This is a genomic window from Cellulomonas carbonis (genome assembly GCF_014636275.1).
Classification (GTDB): domain Bacteria; phylum Actinomycetota; class Actinomycetes; order Actinomycetales; family Cellulomonadaceae; genus Actinotalea; species Actinotalea carbonis.
In genome coordinates, this window is the sequence record NZ_BMEB01000006.1 from 109,044 (window position 1) to 133,225 (window position 24,182).

The 24,182-nt window shown below is 75.2% G+C and carries 20 protein-coding genes and 1 tRNA gene; 4 read left to right on the forward strand and 17 right to left on the reverse strand.

From position 1 onward, the window contains the following. Positions 1–44 precede the first annotated feature (44 nt). Positions 45–1,028, reverse strand: coding sequence for an acetylxylan esterase (locus IEV86_RS15610; RefSeq protein ID WP_043602572.1), 984 nt, complete (start codon positions 1,026–1,028; stop codon positions 45–47). Positions 1,029–1,261: 233 nt separating this feature from the next. Between IEV86_RS15610 and IEV86_RS15615 the strand changes: the two genes are divergently transcribed. Continuing rightward, on the forward strand, positions 1,262–2,110 hold the full coding sequence (locus IEV86_RS15615; RefSeq protein WP_052425821.1) for a hypothetical protein: 849 nt from the start codon (positions 1,262–1,264) through the stop codon (positions 2,108–2,110). On the opposite strand, the gene IEV86_RS15620 is transcribed toward IEV86_RS15615, so the two are convergent. Beyond that, entirely contained in the window at positions 2,097–2,615 is a 519-nt protein-coding gene (locus IEV86_RS15620; RefSeq protein ID WP_152605532.1) for an SRPBCC family protein, read from the reverse strand. The genes IEV86_RS15615 and IEV86_RS15620 overlap by 14 nt on opposite strands. Positions 2,616–2,680: 65 nt before the next feature. Here IEV86_RS15620 and IEV86_RS15625 point away from each other — a divergent pair, with 65 nt between their 5' ends. Beyond that, positions 2,681–4,402 (forward strand): NAD(P)/FAD-dependent oxidoreductase, encoded by a 1,722-nt coding sequence (locus tag IEV86_RS15625; protein ID WP_052425823.1) that lies wholly within the window; start codon positions 2,681–2,683, stop codon positions 4,400–4,402. A gap of 54 nt (positions 4,403–4,456) precedes the next feature. Here IEV86_RS15625 and nhaA read toward each other — a convergent pair whose 3' ends face one another. The 3 genes from nhaA to IEV86_RS15640 form a co-directional block, all read right to left on the reverse strand. Further along, positions 4,457–6,367 (reverse strand): Na+/H+ antiporter NhaA, encoded by a 1,911-nt coding sequence (gene nhaA, locus IEV86_RS15630; protein ID WP_268235241.1) that lies wholly within the window; start codon positions 6,365–6,367, stop codon positions 4,457–4,459. A 123-nt stretch (positions 6,368–6,490) separates the two neighbouring features. Next, complete coding sequence (locus IEV86_RS15635; RefSeq protein WP_043602573.1) at positions 6,491–7,900, reverse strand: cystathionine beta-synthase; 1,410 nt, start codon at positions 7,898–7,900, stop codon at positions 6,491–6,493. A gap of 243 nt (positions 7,901–8,143) precedes the next feature. After that, the gene (locus tag IEV86_RS15640; protein WP_043602574.1) at positions 8,144–9,025 is read right to left on the reverse strand and encodes a Bax inhibitor-1/YccA family protein; all 882 of its coding nucleotides are present in this window, start codon (positions 9,023–9,025) and stop codon (positions 8,144–8,146) included. Positions 9,026–9,157: 132 nt separating this feature from the next. On the opposite strand from IEV86_RS15640, the gene IEV86_RS15645 reads away from it, so the two are divergent. Then, positions 9,158–9,231, forward strand: a tRNA-Leu gene (locus IEV86_RS15645). A 59-nt stretch (positions 9,232–9,290) separates the two neighbouring features. Here the strand turns inward: IEV86_RS15645 and IEV86_RS15650 are convergent. The 3 genes from IEV86_RS15650 to IEV86_RS15660 all read right to left on the reverse strand — a co-directional run bounded on the left by IEV86_RS15650 (position 9,291) and on the right by IEV86_RS15660 (position 14,198). Continuing rightward, positions 9,291–10,736, reverse strand: coding sequence for an NAD(P)/FAD-dependent oxidoreductase (locus IEV86_RS15650; protein WP_043602575.1), 1,446 nt, complete (start codon positions 10,734–10,736; stop codon positions 9,291–9,293). Between the two features lie 89 nt (positions 10,737–10,825). Beyond that, positions 10,826–11,512, reverse strand: coding sequence for a hemerythrin domain-containing protein (locus tag IEV86_RS15655; protein ID WP_043602607.1), 687 nt, complete (start codon positions 11,510–11,512; stop codon positions 10,826–10,828). Positions 11,513–11,720: 208 nt separating this feature from the next. Then, on the reverse strand, positions 11,721–14,198 hold the full coding sequence (locus IEV86_RS15660; RefSeq protein ID WP_052426535.1) for an ATP-binding protein: 2,478 nt from the start codon (positions 14,196–14,198) through the stop codon (positions 11,721–11,723). A gap of 138 nt (positions 14,199–14,336) precedes the next feature. Here IEV86_RS15660 and IEV86_RS15665 point away from each other — a divergent pair, with 138 nt between their 5' ends. Next, positions 14,337–14,768, forward strand: coding sequence for a hypothetical protein (locus tag IEV86_RS15665; protein WP_052426536.1), 432 nt, complete (start codon positions 14,337–14,339; stop codon positions 14,766–14,768). A gap of 33 nt (positions 14,769–14,801) precedes the next feature. Here the strand turns inward: IEV86_RS15665 and IEV86_RS15670 are convergent, their stop codons facing one another. The 9 genes from IEV86_RS15670 to IEV86_RS15710 all read right to left on the reverse strand — a co-directional run bounded on the left by IEV86_RS15670 (position 14,802) and on the right by IEV86_RS15710 (position 24,105). Then, the gene (locus IEV86_RS15670; RefSeq protein ID WP_043609822.1) at positions 14,802–15,641 is read right to left on the reverse strand and encodes a uracil-DNA glycosylase; all 840 of its coding nucleotides are present in this window, start codon (positions 15,639–15,641) and stop codon (positions 14,802–14,804) included. A gap of 107 nt (positions 15,642–15,748) precedes the next feature. Next, the gene (locus IEV86_RS15675) at positions 15,749–16,717 is read right to left on the reverse strand and encodes a Ppx/GppA phosphatase family protein (RefSeq protein ID WP_043609825.1); all 969 of its coding nucleotides are present in this window, start codon (positions 16,715–16,717) and stop codon (positions 15,749–15,751) included. 48 nt (positions 16,718–16,765) lie between these two features. Further along, on the reverse strand, positions 16,766–17,275 hold the full coding sequence (locus IEV86_RS15680) for a DUF501 domain-containing protein (protein ID WP_043609827.1): 510 nt from the start codon (positions 17,273–17,275) through the stop codon (positions 16,766–16,768). Then, positions 17,272–17,886 (reverse strand): FtsB family cell division protein, encoded by a 615-nt coding sequence (locus tag IEV86_RS15685; protein WP_188484748.1) that lies wholly within the window; start codon positions 17,884–17,886, stop codon positions 17,272–17,274. Before IEV86_RS15685 ends, IEV86_RS15680 begins: the two co-directional genes overlap by 4 nt. A gap of 181 nt (positions 17,887–18,067) precedes the next feature. Beyond that, positions 18,068–19,348: a phosphopyruvate hydratase gene (eno, locus tag IEV86_RS15690; protein ID WP_043608187.1), complete on the reverse strand. Its 1,281-nt coding sequence runs from the start codon at positions 19,346–19,348 to the stop codon at positions 18,068–18,070. A 206-nt stretch (positions 19,349–19,554) separates the two neighbouring features. Next, positions 19,555–20,964, reverse strand: a complete 1,410-nt coding sequence (gene pntB, locus IEV86_RS15695) for a Re/Si-specific NAD(P)(+) transhydrogenase subunit beta (protein WP_043608185.1) — start codon at positions 20,962–20,964, stop codon at positions 19,555–19,557. Position 20,965: 1 nt separating this feature from the next. Beyond that, entirely contained in the window at positions 20,966–22,525 is a 1,560-nt protein-coding gene (locus IEV86_RS15700) for a Re/Si-specific NAD(P)(+) transhydrogenase subunit alpha (RefSeq protein WP_043608183.1), read from the reverse strand. Positions 22,526–22,741: 216 nt separating this feature from the next. Continuing rightward, positions 22,742–23,551 carry a MazG nucleotide pyrophosphohydrolase domain-containing protein gene (locus IEV86_RS15705; protein WP_306460082.1) on the reverse strand — a complete coding sequence of 270 codons (810 nt, stop codon included), beginning with the start codon at positions 23,549–23,551 and terminating at the stop codon, positions 22,742–22,744. After that, positions 23,548–24,105, reverse strand: coding sequence for a hypothetical protein (locus tag IEV86_RS15710; protein ID WP_043608182.1), 558 nt, complete (start codon positions 24,103–24,105; stop codon positions 23,548–23,550). The genes IEV86_RS15705 and IEV86_RS15710 overlap by 4 nt, the downstream gene beginning before the upstream one ends. Positions 24,106–24,182 lie beyond the last annotated feature (77 nt).

Consider the following 24,182-nt stretch of genomic DNA (forward strand, 5'->3'; position numbering starts at 1 on the left):
GTCGGCCGCGCGACGCGCACGACCACCGCCCATCGTGCCGTGCCTCAGACGCGGTCGGCGAGCCAGCGCAGCTGACGTGCCGCCTGGTGGTGCTGGCCGCCCTCGTGACCGTTGAACGGGTAGACCTCGATCTCGGCCGAGGGCCGCGGGTCGGAGAGCTCGCCGTAGTGGTTGTGCGCCGCGAAGACCGTCGACGGCGGGCAGATCGTGTCGCGCAGCGCGACCGAGAGCAGGGCGGGCGCCGTGGCCCGCCGCGCGAGGTGCAGGACGTCGACGTGGTCCATGGTCCGCAGCGCGACGTCGACCTTGTCGCGGTGCACGGACAGGTACGTCGCGAGCTCCTGGTAGGGGTAGGCGTCGGTGACGTCGATCGCGCGGCGCACGTCGCACAGGAACGGCACGTCGGGCATCACGGCGAGCAGGTCGGGCACGAGCCCGCCGACCGCGAGCGCGATCGCGCCGCCCTGGCTGCCCCCGGCGACCGCGACGCGCGACGCGTCGACGCCCGGGAGCGCGCGCACCGCCTCGACCGCGCGCACGCCGTCGGTGAAGACGCGGCGGTAGTAGTGCTGCTCCGGGTCCTCGATGCCGCGCGTGAGGAAGCCCGGGGTCGCACCGGCCGAGCCGACCGGGTCGGGCGTCGCCCCGCCCGAGCCCCAGCCCGCCCCCTGGCCGCGCGTGTCCATGACGAGGTGCGCGTACCCGGCCGCGGCCCACACGAGGCTCTCGTGCGGCAGGCCGCGCCCGCCGCCGTACCCGACGAACTCGACGACGGCGGGCAGGTCCTCCCGCGTCCCCGCGGGGCGCCGCAGCCACGCCCTGACGGGGTGCCCACCGAAGCCCGCGAACGTCACGTCGTGCACCTCGACGAGCGCGAGCGCGGCGTCGACGGGCTCGGCGCTCAGCGCGAGGTCGTGCGTGCGGGCCTCGGCGAGCGTGCGCGCCCAGAAGTCGTCGTAGCCGTCCGGCTCGTGCAGGTCCGCCCGGTAGGTGCGCAGCTGGTCGAGGGGCAGGTCGATCAGGGGCACGCGGACTCCTCGGCGTCGGGGGCGGTCGGGTCGATTTCTACCACGGCGACCGGCGCGCATGGATCGATTCGACCGCGGGTCGCGACGTGTGCCGTGCACGTGTCCCGAAGCGCGTCGGGCGGTGGTCGGGCGGTGGTCGGACGGCACGGTCCGGACGGCGCGGCACCGCAGCGTTGACCGGTGGTGCGGGGAGGTCCACGATCGGAGGAGCCTCCACCCCCCCGAGGAGTGCCATGTCGGGAGCCTCCCGCCGGACCGGCGACCTCCCGCGCGGGGTCCGCCCGGTCCTCGCCGTGTTCTGCGTGCTCACGGCCGCGGGCTTCGTCGCGCTCGCGCTGCGGGCGACGCGCACCGCGGAGACCTTCGCGTGGACGATCGACCCGCCGCTCACCGCGGCGTTCCTCGGCGCGGGCTACGGCGCGGGGTTCGTCCTCAGCGTGCTGTCGCTGCGGTCGGGCCGGTGGTCGCAGGTGCGCGTCCCGTTCCTCACGGTCCTCGTCTTCACGGTGCTCACCACGGCCGCGACCTTCGTGCACCTCGACCGGATGCACGTCGTCACGCCCGGGAGCGGACCGTTCGCCGTGCCGGCGGCGTGGGTCTGGCTGGTCGTCTACGTCGTCGTCCCGGTCGCGATGCTCGCCGTCGTCGCGCGCCGCCCCGGACCGGGACGCGTCGGGCTGCGCGTGCCGATGCCGCGCGCGCTCGCCGTCGCCCTGGTCGCCGAGGGGCTCGTGCTCGGCGCCGTCGGCGTCGTTCTCTGGGTCGCGCCGTCGAGCGCCGCGGCGGTGTGGCCGTGGGCGCTCACACCGCTGACGGCGCGTGCGGTCGCGTCGTGGCTCGTCGCGTTCGGGGTCGCCGCGGCGCTCGCCGTCCGAGCCCGCGACCTCGTGCGCCTGCGGGTGCCCGCGATCGCGTACACGACGTTCGGGCTCCTGGAGCTCACGGTGCTCGCGGTCCACGGTCCCGGCACCGTCGACGGCGGTCCCCTCACCGCGGCGTACGTCGCGCTCCTGGTCGCGGTCGTCCTGACGGGCGCCGCGGGTCTGGTGCTGCTGCGCCGCGCTGGGGTCAGCGGCGCGTGAGCCACGCCTCGAGGCCCTCGCCGCCCCGCCGCGCTGCCCGGTCGTGGCTCCACCGGAACGCCGGCGCCGCGAACGGCGCGAGCGCCCGCATCCAGGGCCGCGTCGTGTCGACCTCCCACAGCTGGTCGACCTCGGTGCCGCCCGGCTCCCCGGTCAGCGTCCACCGCCCGCGACCGTCGAGGTGACCGAGCACCTCGACGAGCACGCTCCGGCCGGGCACGACGTCGACGGTGCGGGTCCGCACCGCGAGCCGGTAGCCGAGCGGGGCCCGCAGGCCGTACTCGACGACCCGCTCGGTCCCGTCCGGCGCGCCCGGGTCCACGACCCGGGTCGAGGAGACCGCGGGCCACCACCGCGGCCAGTCCTCGACGGCGACCACCGCACGCCACACCTCCGGCGGCGGGGCCGTCACGTGCCACGACGAGCGGAACCGGTAGCGCGCCACGACGGCCTCCTCGCACGGACCCAGCCACGACACCCCCATCCGCAGGATGCGCCTCGGCACCGCCACGACGCCAGGCCCGCGACGGGGGCGTTGACGCGGGACGCCACGGCGCGTAGACCACAACCATGACCGCCGACCCCCCGGCCGGTCCGGACGACGTCGCCGTCGCGCGCCGCCCGGCGGTCGTCCTCGTCACCCGCGACGACGCGTCGGCGTCCGTCACGGGTGAGCAGCTCGTCGACCGCTACGGGCGCGACTACGACGTCGTCGTCCACGGCGGGGCGGACGCGGTCGCTGACGCGCGCGCGACGCTCGACCGGCTCGCGACCGACGACGTGCCCGTCGCGCTCCTGCTCGTCGGCGTGGGCGGGGCGGACCCGGACGGCCTCGAGGTGCTCGGCGAGCTCTGCACGCACGCACCGGGGTCGATGCGCGCCTGCCTCATCCGCTGGGGTGACTTCTCGACCGCGGGACCGGTCTTCGAAGCCGTCACGCTCGGGCGGGTCGACCGCTGGATGCTGCGGACGGGCACGCGCCCCGACGAGGAGCTGCACCGTCTCGTCACCGAGGCGCTCGAGGAGTGGCGCGCGCGCGAGGGCCAGGGGTTCGACGCCGTCGAGGTCGTCGGCGAGGTGTGGTCCGCCCGGTCGCAGGGTCTGCGTGACTCGTTCGCACGCAACCGCATCCCGACGCGCTTCCGCGACGCGGCGACGGCCGAGGGACGGCGCGCGCTCGCCGACCTGCACCTGACGCAGCCCCGGCTGCCCGTCGTCGTGCTGCGGTTCACACCCGACCCGGTGGTCCTCGAGGACCCCACCGACGTGGAGATCGCCGACGCGTTCGGGCTCGTGCGTCCCCTGCCGGCCGACGCGCGGTTCGACGTCGTCATCGTGGGCGCCGGGCCGGCGGGGCTCGGTGCCGCCGTGTACGCCGCGTCCGAGGGGCTGCGGACGCTCGTCGTCGAGCAGCAGGCGGTCGGCGGCCAGGCGGGCACGAGCTCGATGATCCGCAACTACCTCGGCTTCCCGAGCGGCATCAGCGGCAGCCGGCTCGCCGAGCTCGCGTACCGGCAGGCGTGGACGTTCGGCTCCGGGTTCCACTTCATGCGGGCCGCGACCGGGCTGCGCACCGAGGACGAGTGGCGCGTCCTCGCACTGTCCGACGGCGGGGAGGTGCGGTCGCGCTCGGTCGTCGTCGCGACGGGCGCGAGCTACCGACGGCTCGGCGTGCCGGAGCTCGAGGCGCTCACCGGACGCGGCGTGTTCTACGGCGCGGCGACCACGCAGGCCCCGGCGATGCGCGGCCGTCACGTGTACGTCGCGGGCGGGGCGAACTCGGCCGGGCAGGCCGCGATCCACCTCGCGCGCTACGCGGACCGCGTCACGCTGCTCGTGCGACGGCCGACCATCACCGAGACGATGTCGGACTACCTCGTGCGGCAGGTCGCGGCCGACCCCGTGATCGACGTGCGGACGCGCACCGCGGTCGTGGGCGGCACGGGCACCGAGTTCCTCGAGACCCTGCGCCTGCGCGACGTCGACACGGGCGAGGAGGAGTCGGTCGAGGGCGTGCTGTTCGTCCTGATCGGCTCCGAGCCGCGCACCGAGTGGCTCGGCGGCTGCGTGGCCCGCGACCGGTGGGGCTCGCTCGTCACCGGCCCCGACCTCCTGGGCGCCGACGTCGACCCGCCCTGGCTGCTCGACCGCGCCCCGCTGATGCTCGAGACGAGCACGCCCGGGGTCCTCGCCGCGGGCGACGTGCGGCGCGGGTCGGTCAAGCGCGTCGCGTCGGCCGTCGGCGAGGGTGCGCTCGCGGTGCACCTCCTGCACCAGTACCTCGCGGGGTGACGGCGGGGCTCGGCGCGCGTCCGGGTGCGTGCCGGTCGGGCGCGGGGCCGGACGTCAGCGAGCGTCGGGGCCGTGGTGCGTCCGGGCCACCGACGCGCGCAGCTCCGCCGCGAGGGTCGCCGCGTCGTACGGCCCGCGGTGGCGACGACCACCGACGAAGAACGTCGGCGTCCCCCGCGCCCCGCTCGCCTCGGCGCTCGCGACGTCCTCCCGCACGCGTGCCGCGACGTCGTCGTCGTCCAGGTCGCGCGCGAACCGCTCGACGTCGAGACCGAGCCGGCCCGCGTAGCCGAGGAGGTCGGGCAGCTCGAGCTCGTCCTGGTGCGCGAACAGCAGGTCGTGCATCTCCCAGAACCGTCCCTGCGCCGCGGCGGCCTCGGCCGCGACCGCCGCGAGCTCGGCGTGCGGGTGGACGTCGGGCAGCGGGAGGTGGCGGACGACGTAGCGCAGGTCGTCGCCGAGCTCGGCGCGGAGCTCCGTCGTGACGCCCGTCGCGCGCGCGCAGAAGGGGCACTCGAAGTCGAGGTACTCCACGAGCGTCATGGGTGCGTCGGCCCGGCCCCGCACGTGGTCGCGAGCCGGGTCGACAGGAAGGCTCAGGCGCACGGGCAGGTCGGCCGTCCGCTCCCCCAGCAGCCGGGCCGCGAGGCGGAAGGCGAGGCCGCCGAGCGCCGTGGCGAGCACCGCCGCGAGGAGGACGCCGACGGTCGCGGCCTCACGGAAGTCCTGGTCGTCCACGAGCCCGATGATCAGGAGCGAGACGGTGAAGCCGATCCCGGACAGCGCGGCGCCGCCCACCACCTGCCCCGGCCCCACGCCCTGCGGGAGGCGTCCCAGCCCCGCGCGCACCGCGAGCAGCGCACCACCACCGACGCCGAGGACCTTGCCGCCGACGAGGCCCGCGACGACGCCCCACGTCACGGGCGACCGCAGCGCCTCCTCGAGCGCTCCCCCGCGGAGGTCGACGCCCGCGTTGGCGAGCGCGAACAGCGGGACGACGACGTAGCTCGTCCACGGGTGCAGGACCACCTGGAGCCGCTCGTTGACCGACACCGCACGCGCGAGACCCTGCTGCGCGGTCCGGCCCGCGCTCGGCAGGGGCGACTGGCGGAACGCGCGCACGAGCCGCGCGGCCCCCTCGACGGTCGAGCGCTCGGGTGTCCGCGCGGGGATGAGCAGCCCCGCGAGCATCCCCGCGATCGCACCGTGCACGCCGCCCGCGACGACGGCCGACCACAGCGCGACCGTCACGACGACGTACGGCCACGCGCGCCACGCACGGACCCGCGCGAGGAGCACGAGGACGCCGAGCAGCGCGACCGCGCCGAGCAGGGGCAGGACGCGCGGCTCGTCGGAGTAGACGACGCCGATGACGGTCACCGCGACGACGTCGTCGATCACGGTGAGCGTGAGCAGGAAGATCCTCAGCTGGGTCGCGGTCCTCGGGCCGACCAGCGCGAGGGCACCCAGCAGGAACGCCGTGTCGGTGCCGATGACGGCGCCCCAGCCCGCCGCCGCGGGCCCCGACGGGTTGACCGCGAGGTACACGAGCGCCGGGACGACGACGCCCGCGACCCCCGCGACGAGCGGGACGACGACGCGGCGACGCTGCGTGAGCTCCCCGACCGACAGCTCGCGCGCGACCTCGAGGCCGATGACGAAGAAGAACAGCACCATGAGGGCGTCGTCGACCCAGTGCTTGAGGTCCATCTCGAGCCCGGCACCGCCCACGCGGACCCCGGCCTCGAGGTGCCACAGCGCCTCGTAGGACGCGGACCACGGCGAGTTCGCCCACACGAGCGCCACGAGCGCGGCGGCCAGCATGAGGCCCGCTCCCCCGGCCTCGGTGCGCAGGTAGCGGCGCAGCGGCCCGCCCACCTGGGCGACGAGCTCGGTGCGTCGCGGGCGCGTCGTGTCGCCGCGGTGCCGCCCGCGCCGCAGCGCCGCGAGTGCCTGTGCCGCCACCTGGACCCCCGGACCGTCCGAGACCCGGCCCGCCGCCGAGCGAGTGCGACGCTACTCCTGCGGGCGTGCGTCAGCGGGCGTCCGCCGAGCGGTCCCGCCGGGCGTCGGTCGGGTGGTCCGTGCTCAGCGGGCGAGGTGTGCGAGGAGGTCGGCCGCGGACAGCAGTGCCCGCGGGTCGCCGTCGACGTTGACCAGCACGGGGCGGCCGTCGGCGAGCGCGTGCCGCAGCGCGTCGACCGACTGCGCGTGGCCGACCTGGGCCAGACCCGGTTCGGCGTGGTCACGCACCGGGTCCGACGGCGACGCGTCGCCCGACGCGAGCGCCGCGAGGAGCCCCGCCTGGCTCACCGAGCCTGCGACCTCACCCGACTTCACGGGTGGCTCGCCGGTGACGAGCGGCAGGGCGGGCAGGCCGGCGTCGGCGAGGCGTGCCACGGCGTCGGCCACCGTGTGCTCGGGCCGCACGTGCGGGAAGGACCGGACGCGGTCGCCCAGGGCGTCGACGACGTCGGCGACGAGGGGGCCGTCGGTCGGCTCACCCAGGAACCCGTGCCGTTGCATCCACGCGTCGCTGAAGATCTTCGACAGGTAGCCGCGTCCACCGTCGGGCAGGATCACGACGATCACGGCGCGGGCAGCCGCGGCGGCGTCCTCGCGCTCGATCCGCTCGGCGAGCCGCAGCGCCGCGACCACGGCCATGCCGCACGAGCCGCCGACGAGGAGCCCCTCCTCCCGCGCGAGGCGGCGCGTCATGTCGAACGACTCGGCGTCGGTGACGGCGATGACCTCGTCGGGCACGGACGGGTCGTACGCCGCGGGCCAGAAGTCCTCGCCGACGCCCTCCACGAGGTAGGGGCGCCCGTCGCCGCCCGAGTAGACCGAGCCGGCCGGGTCGGCGCCGACGACCCGCACACGCCCGCCCGCCGCGGCGTCGCGGTCCGCGCTGACGTCCTTGAGGTACCGGCCCGTGCCCGTGATGGTGCCGCCCGTGCCGACCCCCGCGACGAGGTGCGTCACGGTCCCCTCGGTGTCACGCCAGATCTCCGGCCCGGTCGACTCGTAGTGGCTCGCGGGACCGTTGGGGTTGGCGTACTGGTTCGGCTTCCACGCGCCGGGGATCTCGCGGGCGAGCCGGTCCGACACCGAGTAGTACGACTCCGGGTGGTCCGGGGGCACCGCCGTCGGGGTCACCACGACCTCGGCGCCGTAGGCGCGCAGCACGTCACGCTTGTCCTGCGAGACCTTGTCGGGGCACACGAACACGCAGCGGTAGCCCTTGCGCTGACCGACGAGCGCGAGGCCGACCCCGGTGTTGCCGCTCGTGGGCTCGACGATCGTGCCGCCCGGCCGCAGCTCGCCCGACGCCTCGGCGGCCTCGACCATCTTCAGCGCGATCCGGTCCTTGACGGAGCCGCCCGGGTTGACGTACTCGACCTTGGCCAGCACGGTCGCCGCGAGGCCGCTCGCCACCGAGGTCAGCCGGACGAGCGGCGTGTCGCCGACGAGCTCGGAGATGTGCTGGGCGTACGGCACGGTCGCTCCCGTGGGTCCGAGGTGCGGCGCGGTCGCGCCGACGGGCGGCGACCACTCTAGAAGGCGCGCCCGGGCGCGCGGTGCGGGTGCCCTCCCGCCACCGCGCACCGGGAGCGCGGTGTCGTCGGTCGCGGGGCCGTCGGCCGCAGGCGAGAAGGGGCCGGCCCCGGTCCAGGTACGACACCGCCCGGGTGCGCGTGCGCACCCGGGCGGGAGGACGGTGCCGGCAGGACGCCGGCGGCGTCAGTCGTTCGAGTTGAAGATCGCGAGGATCCGCAGGATCTCGAGGTACAGCCAGACGAGCGTGACGATGAGGCCGAAGGCCGCGGTCCAGGCGAACTTCGCCGGGATGCCCTGCTCGACACCGCGCTTGATGAAGTCGAAGTCCATGATGAGCGACGCGGCCGCGAGGCCGACCGCGACCAGGCCGACGAGGATGCCGACCGGGCCGTTGCGCAGCGGGCCGAAGCCCTCGCTCGCGATGAAGAACGACAGCACGACGTTGAGCAGCGAGAACGCGAGGTAGCCGACCATCGCGATGAGCAGCCAGCGCGTGAACTTGGGCGTGACGCGCACCTTGCCCGAGCGGAACAGGAACAGCGCTGCGCCGAACGTCGCGAGCGTGCCGAGGACGGCCTGCATGACGATGGGCTCCGCCGTCCCCGTCGCCGAGTCGATGGTCATGCCCTGGAACGCGAGGCTGATGCCGCCGAGGAACACGCCCTGCGCGACCGTGTAGGCCACGATGAGCGCGGGGCTCGGGTTCTTCTTGAACGCGTTGACGAGGCCGAGGACGAGGCCGACGATCATGCCGATCGGCCACAGGCCGGGCGCGACGAACCAGGTCGCCGCCGCGACGACGACGAGCAGCGCGAGCAGCCCGCCGGTCTTCATGATCACGTCGTCGTACGTCATGCGCCCGGTGTCGCGCGTCGTCGCGGCCGGGCCGTTGTACATGTCCTCGAGCGACGGCTGCCCGTAAGGGGCCTGGCCGTAGGGGGCCTGGCCGTACGGCGCCTGGCCGTAGGGTGCCTGGCCGTACTGCGGGGGCGGTGCCTGCTGCACCCCACCGCGGCCACGGCGCTCGCCGAAGACGGCGCTGTTGCTGAACACGGGGTTGGACACGGGTTCCTCCTGGTCGCGGCCTCCGCCCGCAGGATGCGGGCCGGATAGGGTCGCCGGCCGTTGACTCATCCTAGGGAACGCACCTGGGGCCGCCATCGTTCCCGCGACTGGCAGGATGATCGGGCCGGCTCGGCCCCCGTAGCCCAACCGGCAGAGGCAGCCGGCTTAAACCCGGCCCAGTGCGGGTTCGACCCCCGCCGGGGGCACGACGACGGCGGCCGACCCGGTCCGCCGGGGTCGGCCGCCGTCGTCGGTCGAGGCGGTGTCAGGCGCCCGCGGGCACCTTCTCGCGCACGACGTTGCCCTCGGTCTTGTCGGCCGGCTTGCCGGCCGCCTTGGCGCGCGGCGTGGAGGCCTCGCGGAAGTCGGCGCGCGGGTCGTGCAGGCGGCCCAGGGCGACCATCTCGCGGCGGAAGAACATCGCGAGGGTCCAGTCGAGGACGATGCGGACCTTGCGGTTCAGCGTCGGCATCTGCGCCATGTGGTAAGTCCGGTGCATGAACCACGCGGGCCAGCCGCGCAGCTTGACGCCGTAGACCTGCGCGACGCCCTTGCCGAGGCCGAGCGACGCGACCGTGCCGACGTGCTTGTGCCTGTACGGCTCGACCGGTGCGCTGCGCAGCGCCTTCGCGAGGTTGTCGCCGAGGTGGCGGGCCTGGCGGACGGCGTGCTGCGCGCTGGGCGAGCAGAGCTTGCCCGGGTTGGCCAGGTCGGGCACGGCGGCGCAGTCGCCCGCGGTCCACGCGCCGTCGACGACCGTGCCGTCCTCGTGCGCGACCTGGAGCGTCGGCAGCGCCCGGACGCGGCCCGTCTGGTCGAGCGGCAGGTCCGAGTCGGCCAGCACCGGGTTGGCGCGGACACCCGCGGTCCACACGATGGTCTCGGAGTCGAACTCCACGCCCGTCGAGGTCACGACGTGGCCGCCGACGCACGAGCTGAGGAACGTCGAGAGGTGGACCTCGATGTCGCGCTTGCGCAGCTGCTCGAGCGCGTAGCCGCCCATCTCCTCGCCCAGCTCGGGCAGGATGCGCGGCGACCCCTCGATCATGACGAAGCGCAGGTCCTCGATCGCGATCGAGTCGTAGTAGCGCAGGACGTCGCGCGCCATGTCCTCGACCTCGGCGATCGCCTCGATGCCCGCGAACCCGCCACCGACGAAGGTGAAGGTCAGGAGCCGGCGGCGCAGGTCCTTGTCCCACGTCGAGGCCGCGGCGTCGATCTTGCTGAGCACGTGGTTGCGGAGCGCGATCGCCTCCTCGACCTGCTTGAAGCCGATGGCCTCCTCCGCAAGACCCGGGATGGGCAGCGTGCGCGCGACCGAGCCGAGCGCGACGACGAGGTGGTCGTAGGAGATCTCGTACGGCTCGCCCGCGTCGGGCGCCAGGCGCACGGTGCGGTCCGCGTGACGGATCTCGGTGACGCGCGCGGTGAGGGTGTCGATGCCCTTGAGCTCACGGCGGTGGGACACGACCACGTGGCGCGGCTCGAGCGAGCCGGCGGCCGCCTCGGGCAGGAACGGCTGGTACGTCATGTAGGGGCGCGGGTCGACGACGACGATCGCCGCCTCGCGCTTGCCGAGCCGGCGGCGGAGCCGCAGCGCGGTGTAGAGCCCGACGTAGCCGCCACCGAGGACGACGATGCGGGGAACCTTGCGCGGACGGGGGCCCCGGGAGGAGCGGTCCGCGGGCACAGCCTCGAGGCTCTGGGTCATACGTCCTACGGTAAGAACCTGTGAAAGTCTTCACAAGCGCCGTCCCGCCCAGTGGCCCGTGAGCCGCGACACAGTCGTCCCATGACCGCTCAGTCGCGTGCCAGGGCCGTCCCGTAGACGCGCGCGCGGTGCGCGGCGAACTGCCGGCGCCCCACCGCCGCCCACACCACGCGGATGGGCAGGGGCAGGTTGGTGCGCAGCCACTCGGCCCGCTCCGCGGGCGGCACGCTGTCCAGGATCCACCCGAGCAGCAGCAGCATCTGGCCTCGGGGGGTCGAGGACCGGCCGTGCTCGCCGAGCTCGTCCCACTCGCGCTGGCTCAGGACGAGCGACGCCGTCGGCAGGATCCGCTCCTCCTCGGCCCCCAGGTGCACGAGCAGCGCGGCACGGATCTCGTCGAGCACCTCCGCGACCGCCTCGCGGTCCTCCGCCGACGCCGACGCCTCCCACGCGGGCACGAGCGCGTCGAGCCGGACGAGCAGGTCCGCGACCGTCGCGTGCTGCGAGCGCATGAGCCCGACGTGCAAGGCGCACGCGGGCGACCGCTCCTCGAGGCGGTCCCACAGCAGGAGGTCCTCGCCGCGGTGGTGCCGGTGCAGACCGCCGGCGATGTCGCGCACGTGCGCCGCGACGACCGCGGTGCGGGTCCGGTCGCCGACGCCGACGCCGCGGACCAGCACCGGGGCGTCGACGAACAGACGGCGGAACAGCCGGTGGATCTGCACCATGTCCGAGGTGTCGCACCCGAGCCTCTCGCTCTGGGGGGTCGTCGTCATCGCCGTGCCTCTCGTGTCGGACGCACCCGTGCGGCGCGTCACGTCCACCGTCGCGGCTCGCACGCCGTGACCCCAGGCACAGGACCCGCTCACCGCCCGCACACCCGGTCGGACGGCACCGCGACGCACCGGCCGGGCGCCCGCCGGCCGCGCCGGCCCCGTCGGCCCTGCCTGCCCCGCCGGCCCCGCTGGCCGACGCGGGACCGGCTCAGGCCTCGCCGGCGAGCGCGTACGCGATCGCGCCGTCGGGACCGAGCGCGCGCCCGGCGTCCGTCGCGATCGCGAGCCCGCTCGGCCCGAGAGCCGCGAGCGACTCGGCCTCCGTCCGCCCGCGCAGCGCAGGATCGGGCAGGTAGTAGCCGTACACGTCGGCGCCCACGCGCTCGCGCAGGTCGAGGGACGCACCCAGGAGCGTCGCCGCCCGCAGGTGGTCCCCCGTCGCGCCCTCGACGACGGCGAGGCTCTCGAGGAAGTGCGAGAGGTTGGCCAGGTCTCGCGTCTGCGCCGAGAGGCCGATGCCCTCGACGAGGTACGTGCGCGCGTCGTCGGTGCGGCCCTCGGCCAGCGCGGCCTGGACGAGCCCGTAGAGGCCGATGTAGGTCGTGAGCCGGTCCCCCCGGCGCCGCGCCGACTCCAGGCCGGGCCGGATCTGCTCGACCGCGCCCGTCGGGTCGCCCTGCAGCAGCCGGACGGTCCCGAGCCAGATGTGCGACAGCGCCGCGACCCACGCCCCCGCGGGCCCGTCCCCGGTGAGGTCGATCGCGGAGCGGAACCACCGTTCCGCGAGGGCGAGGTCGCCCCGCGCGAGCGCGACCAGGCCGCACCCGCCGGCCGCGCCGACCTGCGCGCCGACGTCGTCGGTGCCGGCGGCGAGCTCCCACGCGACCCCCCAGCCGTATCCGCTCGCGTCCAGGTCACCCTGGGCGAACGCCATCGCGGACATCGTGAGCGTCGCCTTCGCGCGCTCCACCCGAGGCATGGGCAGCGTCAGGGCCGCCTCGGCGAGCCGCCGGCCGCGCAGCAGGTTGCCGCGCAGCCACCAGTAGAGCCACAGGTGCCACACCATCGCCCCGGCGCGGGCCCCGTCGCCGCTCTCGACCCACCACTCGACGGCCGACGCGAGGTTGGCGTCGTCCGCGACCGCCCGCTCGAGCCAGCGCACCTGGTCCGCCCCCTCGAGGCGCGGCGCGGCGTCCTCGGCGGACGCCAGGAAGTGCCGGGCGTGCGCGGTCCGCGCCGCGACGCGCTCGGCGTCGTCCTCCTCGAGGAGGCTCCGCGCGTGCTGGAGCACCGGCTCGAGCATGCGGTAACGGGGTCCCCCGCCGTCGCCCGCGTGCACCACGACGAGCGAGTGCTCGACGAGCCGCTCGAGGAGACCGACGGGGTCCGGGAGGTCCGCGCCGAGCGCCTCGACGGCGTCGAGGTCGCAACCGCCCGAGCAGACCGACAGCCGCCGGTACAGCGCACGCTCGTCGTGCCCCAGCAGGCGGTAGCCCCAGTCGAGCGTCGCGCGCATCGTCCGCTGGCGCGGCGGGAGGTCGGTCGCGCCGTCGCGCGCCATCGACTCGTCCAGGCGCGCGAGCAGCGACGGGGCGTCGAGGACGCGGGCGCGCGCGGCGGCCAGCTCGAGCGCGAGCGGGATGCCCGCCAGGCGGCGGCAGATCGCCGCCACGGCGGCGCCGTCGTCGGCCCGCGAGCCGAACCCCGGCGAGACCGCCCGCGCGCGCTCGAGCAGGAGCGCGCAGGCGGGCGACTCCTCGACGAGCGCGTCGCTCGGCGGCAGCGCGAGTGGCTGCACCGCGTACTCCGACTCGCCCCGCACCCGCAGCGCGGCGCGGCTCGTCGCGAGCACCACGACGCCCGGGCATGCCTCGAGGAGCCGCGCGACGAGCATCCCGACCTCGGGGAGGTGCTCGAGGTTGTCGAGCACGAGGAGCGTCCTGGAGCCCGCGAGCTCGGCGAGCAGCCGCTGCTCGGCGTCCGGCGCCTCGAGCACCGACAGGCCGAGGGCGCGCGCGACGGCGGGCACGACGAGCGCCCCGTCGTCGACGGCGGCCAGCGGCACGACGGCGACGCCGTCGGCGTGGTCGCCACCCACGGCACGGGCCACGGCCAGCGCGAGCGTGGTCTTGCCGACACCGCCGGTGCCGGTGAGCGTGACGAGCCGCGCCGTCGTGCGGCGCAGCAGCGAGGTCACGGCCGCGACGTCGTCGTCCCGACCGACCAGCGCGGTCACGGGGGCCGGGACCGGCGTCGGGACAGGCGTCCGGACGGACGCAGGAGGCGTCACGGCGGTCGCCGTGGGCCCGCTCGCGGCGTGCGCGGTCGCGGCGTGGTCGCTCGCGGGGTGCACGGCCCCGGCGGGTCCCGTCGTCGGGCCGCCCGGGTCGGCCTCGGAGCGTGTCGTGACCTCCGTCGGCCGGTCCGCGGGATCCGACCTCCGCGGGCGACGGGGGACGGCCGCGACGAGCGTGCGGACGCCCACCTCGTCGAGGCCCAGCGCGCCCGCCAGCGACCGGACGGTGTGGGGGTACGGCCGGGTGCGCGTCCCGCGCTCGAGCGCGCTGACGCCGTGCGCCGTGAGTCCCGCGCGCTCGGCGAGCTCCTCCTGGGTGAGGCCGGCGCCCTCGCGCAGGCGTCGCAGGAGCGTGCCGAACGCCTCGCCGTCACGGGACTCGCTGTCCACGCCGTGAGTATCGCCCGCACACCACCCGGACGGAAGCAACCGTACGGGTGGCGTTCGTGGTGTTTGTCCTGGTCCGGGACCAGGGTCGGTCGACGACGGCGCGGCCGACCGGCCCGCCCCGAGACCAGGAGCCCGCACATGCCCCGTCCCAAGATCCTCACCACGCTCGCCCTCACGGGAGCCCTCATGGCGACCGGCGTCGGCGCCGCGTCCGCGCACGAGTGCTTCATCGCCAACCGCTCGGACCAGGGCAACACCGGCGCGAGCCACTCGAAGAACTGGTACACGCTCGAGGTCGCGGAGCTGTACTCGTCGGCGCACCTCTTCCTCGGCACGGAGCCGCTCACCGAGGCGCAGGTCGCCGAGGCGGTCGAGCTCACGAGCGCGCGGGGCATCCCGACGAGCTTCACCGTGTTCGAGCGGTTCACGATCCCGCGCTCGACCGCCGAGCTCGAGGCGCTGTCGTCCAAGACGGCCGACGGCAAGGGCGTCGACCACTTCTTCGTCGCCTACGGCGACGCGATCATCGGCATCGTCTTCGAGGTGCTGGGCGGCGGCGGCGCCGCCTGACGGTCCCTCCCGGTCGGCCCTGCGCCTCGCACGTCACCCGCGCGCGAGGCGCAGGGCCGTGCCCACCGCGTCGTCGAGCATCGCCTCGGTGAGCCGACCCGTCTGCGTGTTCTGCTGCGACACGTGGTAGCTCGCCACGAGGTGGACGACGACGCCGTCGGGCCGTGAGAGCGGTGCGTGCACGCCGTGGCCGAAGCGCGGCGCCGGGCGGGGCACCGACCAGCCGAACCCGCGCGCCGCGCCGAGCATCGACGCCCAGCCGAAGGCCCCGAGCACCAGCACCGCCCGCACGGTCGGGGCGAGCAGCTCGACCTCGCGCCGGAACCACGGGGCGCACGTGTCCCGCTCGACCGGCAGCGGCGCGTTGTCCGGCGGCGCGCACCGCACGGCGGGGACCATCCGCACGTCGGTGAGCCGGAGCCCGTCGGCCGCGTCGACCGACTCGGCCTGCGACGCGACCCCCGCCCGGTGCAGCGCCGCGACGATCCAGTCGCCCGACCTGTCCCCCGTGAAGAGCCGGCCGGTCCGGTTCGCGCCGTGCGCGGCGGGCGCGAGGCCGACGACGAGCAGCCGCGCGGCGGTGTCCCCGAACCCGGGCGCCGGGCGTCCCCAGTACGGCTCGTCGCGGAACATCCGGCGCTTGGTGAGGGCGACGTCCTCGCGCCATGCGACGAGCCGCGGGCACGCGCGGCACACCGACGACGCCGCGTCGAGCAGCCCGAGGTCCGCGTCGGCCGCGAGCGCGGCGACGTCGGTCGGCGAGGCCGCGACAGGGGTGCCCGGCGAGGCCGGGTCCCCGGGCCAGCCGGACCCCGCGGGGACGGGAGAGACGAACGGGACGCCCGTGCGCGGGTGCGGGAGTGCGGTCGTCACCCCTCGATGATGCCCGCCCGTGACGCCACGGCCAGCGGGACGGCGCCCGGACGGCGCCGCGATGGCGCCGGGAGGACCCGGGGTGGTGGCCCCGGGAGGCACAGGCGCTACGAGCGGGCGGCCCGCACGTCGGCTGCGCTCCACGCGATGCCGTCGAGGATGTCGTGCTCCGACGTCACGACGGTGCGCAGGTTCCCGCCCGCGCGTGCGACCTCGGACCGCACGCGCGACACGACGGCCGACCACACGAGCGCACCGGCACCGATGACGTCGACGCGGCCGGGGTGCATGTACGGCAGGCGCGAGCGCTTGCTGCGGGTCATCCCGACCAGCTCGGCGCACGACCGCAGCACCCGGTCCGTCGGCAGCACGGCGCCGTCGATGGCGGCCGGGTCGTACTCGTCCAGGTCGAGCGCGTGCGCCGTGACGGTCGTGACGGTCCCCGCGAGCCCGACGAGGGTCGCGGTACGACCGAGCGGGACGTGCCGGGAGGCGGTGTCGAGCGCGGCCTCGACGTCGGCGCTCGCGGCGGACAGCTCGGCCGCGGTCGGCGGGTCGCCCGCGAGGTGCCGCTCGGTCATCCGCACGCAGCCGACGTCCATCGACCACGCCGCGACGGGTGACGTCGTGCCCAGCACGAGCTCGGTCGAGCCCCCGCCGAGGTCCACGACGAGGAACGGGCCGGGGTGGGCCCCGGCGAGCACGCCGGTCGCGCCGCGGAACGACAGGGCCGCCTCCTCCTCGCCGCTGACGACCTCGGGGAGCACGCCGATCGCCCGGTGGACGCCGTCGACGAAGTCCTGGCGGTTGCGCGCGTCGCGCGACGCCGACGTCGCGACGAACCGGACGTGCTCGACGCCGAGCTCGTCGCAGATCGCGGCGTAGCGCCGCGTCGCGTCGAGCGTCCGTTCGAGCGCCTCCGGGGCGATGAGGCCCGTGCGGTCCACGCCCTGGCCGAGCCGCACGACCTCCATGCGCCGGTCGAGGTCGACGAGCGTCCCCGTCGCCTCGTCGACGTCCGCGACGAGGAGCCGGATGGAGTTGGTGCCGCAGTCGATGCCCGCCACGCGCGTCATGCGCGCAAGCCTGCCATCACCGGGCACCACGGCCGGACCCGAGGCACCTCAGCAGGTGCAGACCTGAGGGCGCCACTCGTCCCGGATGAGGGCGAGCGCCTCGTCACCGAGCGGGTTGACGCCCGGCCCGGCGGCCAGGGCGTGGCCGACCAGCACGTGGAGGCACTTGACCCTGGTCGGCATGCCGCCCGCGGAGATCCCGTCGATCTCCGGGACCTCGCCGAGCTCCGCCCGCCGCGCGAGGTAGTGCTCGTGCGCCCGACGGTAGTGGTCCGCGAGCTCGGCGTCGTCGGCCAGTCGGGTCGTCATCTCGCGCATCACGCCGGACGCCTCGAGCGTCGACACCGCGGCGACCGCGCGCGGGTGCGTCAGGTAGTACGTCGTCGGGAACGGGGTGCCGTCGGGCAGGCGTGGGGCGGTCCTGACCACCGTCGGCCGACCGCACACGCACCGTGCCGCGATCCCGACGACGCCGCGCGGCGGCCGGCCCAGCTGCGCCTCGAGCGTCGCGAGGTCCGCCTCGCTCACGTCCTGCGGCACGTCGACGTGCTCGGTCACCCGTCCTCCTCCGGCGGTTCGACGGTGCCCGCGATCTCGATCGAGTCCCAGATCGTCGTGTACCACGGTGTGCCCGACCCGCCGATCGGCAGGGCGGCGCCCGTCTCGGGCGTGGTCGACCCCTCGACGACGGGCGTCTCGACGACGACCTCGGGGTCGATCACGCGGTACGCGGTCTCGCCGGGGAAGACGTACGAGAGACGGTCACGCGCCTGCGCCTGCACGTAGGCGGGCTCCCGCCACCGGTCCAGCTCGGCGCGCAGGTCCTCCTCGGTCGCGCGTGCCGTGGCGACCTCGGCCTCGAGGGCGTCGAGCTCGGCGCGCTGGCCCAGGTAGGCACGCACCGACGGGAAGAGCAGCGTGAAGGCGATCAGCCCGACGACGCCGAGGACGAGCGCGCGCACGGACAGCAGGCGTACGAGCCGGGCCGGCGCGGCCTCCCCCGCGTCGTCGCGCTCGACGGCGCGGGGCGGGGGCGCCGCGGGTGGCTTGCTCGCGGCCGTGCGCCGGGGTGGCGCCGCGGACGGGGAGCCCGCCCGCGATCGCCGCGGTCCCGCCGCCGTGGGCGCCGTCCCGCGGGCGCGGGCGGGCGGAGGCGGACGGCGGGGCATGGTGACGATTGTGCCCCGTGCCCGGCACCGACCGCCCCAGGCCACGCGGGCGGGTCGCCGCCGGACGAGGCCGGGGACACGGCGGAAGACACGGCCGGGGACGCCGCAGGGGGCCCGGCCGTCGGCCGGACCCCCTGCGGGTGCTGCGTGCTGCTCGGCGTGCCGAGCGCGCGGACGTCGCTCAGACGCGACGGCGCGGGAAGGCGCTCGCGCCGGCGTAGACCGCGGCGTCGTCGAGCTCCTCCTCGATGCGGAGCAGCTGGTTGTACTTGTTGATGCGCTCACCGCGCGCGGGCGCGCCCGTCTTGATCTGGCCCGCGTTGGTCGCGACCGACAGGTCGGCGATCGTGACGTCCTCGGTCTCGCCCGAGCGGTGCGACGTCATCGTGGTGAAGCCGCTGCGCTGAGCGAGCTGGACCGCGTCGAGCGTCTCCGTGAGCGTGCCGATCTGGTTGAGCTTGACCAGCAGCGCGTTGGCGGCACGGAGCTCGATGCCCTTGGCGAGCCGCTCCGGGTTGGTGACGAACAGGTCGTCGCCGACGATCTGGACGCGGTCGCCCACGGTCGTCATGAGCTGGACCCAGCTGTCCCACTCGTCCTCGGACAGCGGGTCCTCGATCGAGACCAGCGGGTAGTCCGCGACGAGCTTCTCGTAGAAGGAGATCATCTCCTCCGGCGAGGTCGCCTTGCCCTCGAACTGGTACGCGCCGTCCTTGAAGAACTCGGTCGCGGCGACGTCGAGCGCGAGCGCGACGTCGGTGCCCGGCGTGAAGCCCGCCTTCTCGATCGCGACGAGGATGAGGTCGAGCGCGTCGCGGTTGCTCGGCAGGTTCGGGGCGAAGCCGCCCTCGTCGCCGAGGCCGGTCGCGAGGCCCTTGCTCTTCAGCACCGACTTGAGCGAGTGGTAGACCTCGGCACCGGTGCGCAGCGCCTCACGGAACGTGGGGGCGCCGATCGGCGCGACCATGAACTCCTGGATGTCGACGTTGGAGTCGGCGTGCGACCCACCGTTGAGGATGTTCATCATCGGGACGGGCAGCAGGTGCGCGTTGGGGCCGCCGACGTAGCGGAACAGCGGCAGGTCGGCCGAGTCGGCCGCGGCCTTCGCGACCGCGAGCGAGACGCCGAGGATCGCGTTCGCGCCGAGCTTGCCCTTGTTGGGCGTGCCGTCCAGGTCCTTGAGGGCCTGGTCGACGAGGCGCTGCTCGCTCGCCTCGAAGCCGATGAGCTCGGGGGCGATCTCGTCCATCACGGCGTTCACGGCGTCCTGGACGCCCTTGCCGAGGTAGCGGCCCTTGTCGCCGTCACGGCGCTCGACGGCCTCGAACGCACCGGTGGACGCGCCGGACGGCACGCCCGCGCGGGCGATGGTGCCGTCGTCGAGGGCGACCTCGACCTCCACGGTGGGGTTGCCGCGAGAGTCGAGGATCTCGCGGGCGCCTACGGCCTCGATTGTGGCCACGGAAGCTCCTTCGGACGAAGTCGGGTGGTGATCCGGGCAGGGCCGGCCGCGGGTCTCCCCGGCGGCAGGCGATGCCCGTGCCGCCGGTCGTCGTCAACCGGCCGGGTTCCACAGTAGACCGCGCCGGCCCGGCAGGGGCGGGACGTTCCGCCGTCGGACGCCGTCCCGCTGGCGGTACGGCCGCCCGCGACGCCGGCCGCGCCGCGTCAGCCGACAGCGACTCCCGTGCGCGCCTGGACCGCCTGGACGATGCGCTCGACCTGGTCCTTCGCGTCGCCGAACAGCATCGCGGTGTTCTCGCGGAAGAACAGCGGGTTCTGCACCCCCGCGTAGCCCGTCGCCATGGAGCGCTTGAAGACCACGACGTGCTTGGCCTTCCACACCTCGAGCACGGGCATGCCCGCGATCGGCGAGCCCGGGTCCTCGAGCGCGGCGGGGTTCACGGTGTCGTTCGCACCGATCACGAGCACGACGTCGGTCTCGGCCAGGTCGTCGTTGATCTCGTCCATCTCGAGGACGATGTCGTACGGCACCTTGGCCTCGGCGAGCAGCACGTTCATGTGCCCGGGCAGCCGGCCCGCGACGGGGTGCACGCCGAACCGGACGTCCACGCCCGCGCCACGCAGACGCTGCACGAGGTCGGCCACGGGGTACTGCGCCTTGGCGACGGCCATGCCGTACCCGGGCGTGATGACGACTCTGCGCGCCTCGAGCAGCAGGTCCGCGACCTCGGGCGCGAGGACCTCGCGGTGCTCGCCGACGACGTCGCCGGCGGCGGGTGCCGCCCCGCCCTCGGCCCCGAAGCCGCCGAGGATCACGCTGATGAACGAGCGGTTCATCGCGCGGCACATGAGGTAGCTGAGGATCGCACCGGAGGACCCGACGAGAGCGCCCGTCACGATGAGCAGGTCGTTGCCCAGCATGAAGCCGGCGGCGGCGGCGGCCCACCCGGAGTACGAGTTGAGCATCGACACGACGACGGGCATGTCGCCGCCCCCGATCGACGCGACGAGGTGCCACCCGAGCGCGAGCGCGACCACCGTCATGGCCAGCAGCGGCACGACGCCGTTCGTGGCGACGAACCAGACCATGAGGCCGATCGACACGACCAGCGCGGCCAGGTTGAGCAGGTTGCGCCCCGGCAGCATGAGGGGCGCCGAGGACATCCGCGCCGAGAGCTTGAGGTACGCGACGATCGACCCGGTGAACGTCACGGCGCCGATGAACACGCCGAGGAAGACCTCGACCTGGTGGACGACGTCCGCCTCGGCCGTGAGGTAGGAGTTCACGCCCACGAGCACCGCGGCGAGCCCGACGAAGCTGTGCAGGACCGCGATGAGCTCGGGCATCTGCGTCATCTCGACGCTGCGCGCACGCCACACCCCGACGGTCGTGCCGATCGCGAACACCAGCGCGATGAGCAGCAGCGTCACGAGGACGGGACGCTCGCTCGCGTCGACCGCGAGCAGGACGGTCGCTCCGAGCGCGAGCCCCATGCCGACCATGCCGAGCACGTTCCCGCGCCGCGCGGAGGCCTGGCCGGACAGGCCGGCGAGGCTGAGGATGAACAGGAGGGCCGCGACGACGTACACGGCCTGGGCGATCGAGGTGAGCACGTCAGTCCCCCTTCCGGAACATGCCGAGCATCCGGTACGTGACGAGGAAGCCACCGACGATGTTGATGCTCGCGACGCTCGCCGCGACGACGGCGACGGTGGACACGAGCGGGTCGGCCGAGCCGATCTGCAGGAGCGCGCCGACGAGGATGATCCCCGAGATCGCGTTGGTCTGGGCCATGAGCGGCGTGTGCAGCGAGTGCGTGACGTTGAAGATCACGTAGTAGCCGACGACGACCGCGAGCGCGAACACCACGAGGTGCTGGCGGGTCTCCTCGGGTGCGACCGTGAGCACGAGCGCGAGCGCGACGGCGCCGAGACCGGCGAGCGCGGTGCGACGGCTCCGGCGACGACGCGCGGCCTCGGCCTCGGCGCGGGCGCGCTCGACCGGGTCGACGACGGGCTGGGCCTCCACGACAGGTGCCGTGGGTGCGGCCGACACCTGGACCGGGGGCGGCGGCCACAGGACCTCGCCGTCGCGCGTCACGGTGATGCCGCGCTGGACCGGGTCCTCGAGGTCGAGCACCACCCGGCCGTCGCGCTCAGGCGTCAGGAGCGCCATGAGGTTGACGACGTTGGTCCCGAAGAGCTGCGACGTGTGGCGGGGCATGCGGCTCGTCAGGTCGGTCCAGCCGAGGATCACGACCCCGTTGTCGGTGACGACGCGCTCGCCGGGCACCGTGAGCTCGCAGTTGCCGCCGCCCGATGCGGCGAGGTCGACGATGACGCTGCCCGGCCGCATCGCGGCGACCATCGCGGCCGTGATCGTCGTCGGCGCCGTGCCGCGGACGAGCGCGGTGGTGATGACGACGTCGGCGCGGGCGGTCTCCTCGGCGTACATGCGCTGCGTGAGGCGCTCCTGCTCCTCGGTGAGCGCGGAGGCGTAGCCGTCGGCGCTCACCTGCTGCTGGGCGGCCTCGGCCCGCACGGGCTGGCCGCCCATCGACTCGATCTGCTCGGCGGCCTCGGGCCGCACGTCGGAGGCGCGGACCTGCGCCCCGAGGCTCGCGGCCGCGCCGATCGCCGCGAGCCCGGCGACACCGGCACCGATGACGAAGACGTTCGCGGGCGGCGTCTTGCCCGCGGCGGTGACCTGACCCGTGAACATCCCGCCGTACTCCTCGGCGGCCTCGATCACGGCGCGGTAGCCCGCGACGTTCGACAGCGTGCTCAGCACGTCGAGCGACTGCGCGCGCGAGATGCGCGGCACCGCGTCGAGCGCGAGACCCGTGACGCCGCGCTCGGCGAGCAGCGCCACGAGCTCGGGGGTCGCGGCGGGCGCGAGCATCGTGACGAGCGTCGTGCCGGCCGCGAGCGAGGACAGACGCTCGGGAGCGGGCGTGCCGACCGTCGTGACGACGTCCGCGGTCCAGACCTCGTCGGCGCCGACGACGGTCGCGCCCGCGTCGGCGTAGGCGTCGTCGGAGAAGCTCGCCCCGCGACCCGCGCCCGTCTCGACGACGACGTCGTAGCCCAGCTTCCGCAGCTGCGCGACCGTCGCGGGCGTCGCCGCGACGAGGCGTTCCCCGGGTCGTGCCTCCGTGGGCACACCGATCCTCATGGACTCAGTCTCCTCGTCTCGTCCGGTCGCGCGGACGGGCCCGTCACCCGACACGAGGACGCTAGCGGGAAGCCGCGGCCGTTCGCGGGGACGTTCGACTCAGCCCACATGCCGGACGGGCGGGCCGTCGGGCGCCGTGCGCGGACCCCCGCGGGCCCGGTCGGTCCGCCGGGCCCGGCCGGGTCCCCTCGGAGGCGCGTCCGGTCGCGGCCGGTCTCAGCCCGCCTCGGCCCGGCGGACGGCGGACTCGAGGTCGTGGACGGCGCCGCGCAGCGCGGACTCGGCGTCGACACCCACCCGCTGCGCCTCGTCGACGAGGGCGAGGAGGCGCCGCCCGAGGCTGTCGGCGTCCGGGGGCAGCTCGACCCCGAGGCCTGCCCGCCGGACCCGGCCCAGCACCTTCTGGGCGCGGGCGAGTGCGGGGAGCGCGGGCGGGATCCCGTCGACGACGGACGCGCGCGCCTTCTCGCTCTGCTTGAGGACGTCCCAGCGGCGGTGCACCGCCTCGGCGTCGAGGGCGCCCTCCCCCGCGGCGCTGCCCGTGCGCGCCTCCGCCGTCTCGGCCGTCTCGGCCCTCTCGGCGGTCTCCCCGAAGACGTGCGGGTGGCGGCGGCGCAGCTTGGCCGCGACGTCGGCGGCCACGTCGTCGACGTCGAACGGGTCGTCCGGGTGCTCCTGCGCGATGCGCGCGTGGAAGACGACCTGGAGGAGGAGGTCGCCGAGCTCCTCGCGCATCCCCGCGCGGTCACCGGCCTCGACCGCCTCGACGACCTCGTAGACCTCCTCGACCGCGTACGGCAGCAGGCTCTCGTGCGTCTGCTCGGCGTCCCACGGGCAGCCGCCCGGCGAGCGCAGACGGTCCATCACGCCGACGAGCCGGTCGAGCCCGGGGTGCACCGAGCAGCCCGTGGTCGCGTCCTGGCCGCCGGACGAGCCCCGGGGCACGGCCACGGACGCGCCCGCGGACGGGCCGGCGTCCTCGGTCCGCGACGCGCGCGCCGGACGCCGACCCGCGTCGGGGGTCACTGCTCGGCGGTCGCCTGCGCGGCCTGCTCGACCCACGGCAGGTCGAGCGGGGCCAGCTGACCCGTCGACAGGTCGAGCGTCCCGCGGCGCGGGTTCGTGCTGACGTCGGCGGCGGAGAGCTCGGCGTACAGCTCCTCGAGCACCTCGGCCGAGTTGTCGAGCTCGCCGATGTTCTGGTTCGCGACGCTGAAGAGCAGCACCTCCGTGGCACCCTCGCCGAGATCCGCCGAACCACCCGTCTGCTCCGCGAGCTGGGCGGCGAGACGACGCGCGTCGGCCTCGGTCGGCTCGACGCCGTTCGCGGCCGCCGCGTCGAGGAAGTACGGGGTCGCGGCCATCGTCACGAGGACCGTCGACGCGTCGAGCTGGCCCGGCGCGAGGCGGTCGAGGTCGGCGACCGCCGTCGTGAGCGCGTCCTCGGTGATGACGCGGCCGTCCACGACGGCCGCGGTGCCGGGGCTCTGGGCGCACCCGGTGAGCAGCACGCCGACGACGAGCGCTCCGGCCGCGACGCGCGTGGCGCCGGTCCGCCACGACCGCTTCTGAGTGGTCACTGCATACCTCCAGGCTCGGGACGGCCGCCCGCACGACGACGGGCCGGGGCCGACCAGCATCGTAGGGCCCGCCCCTC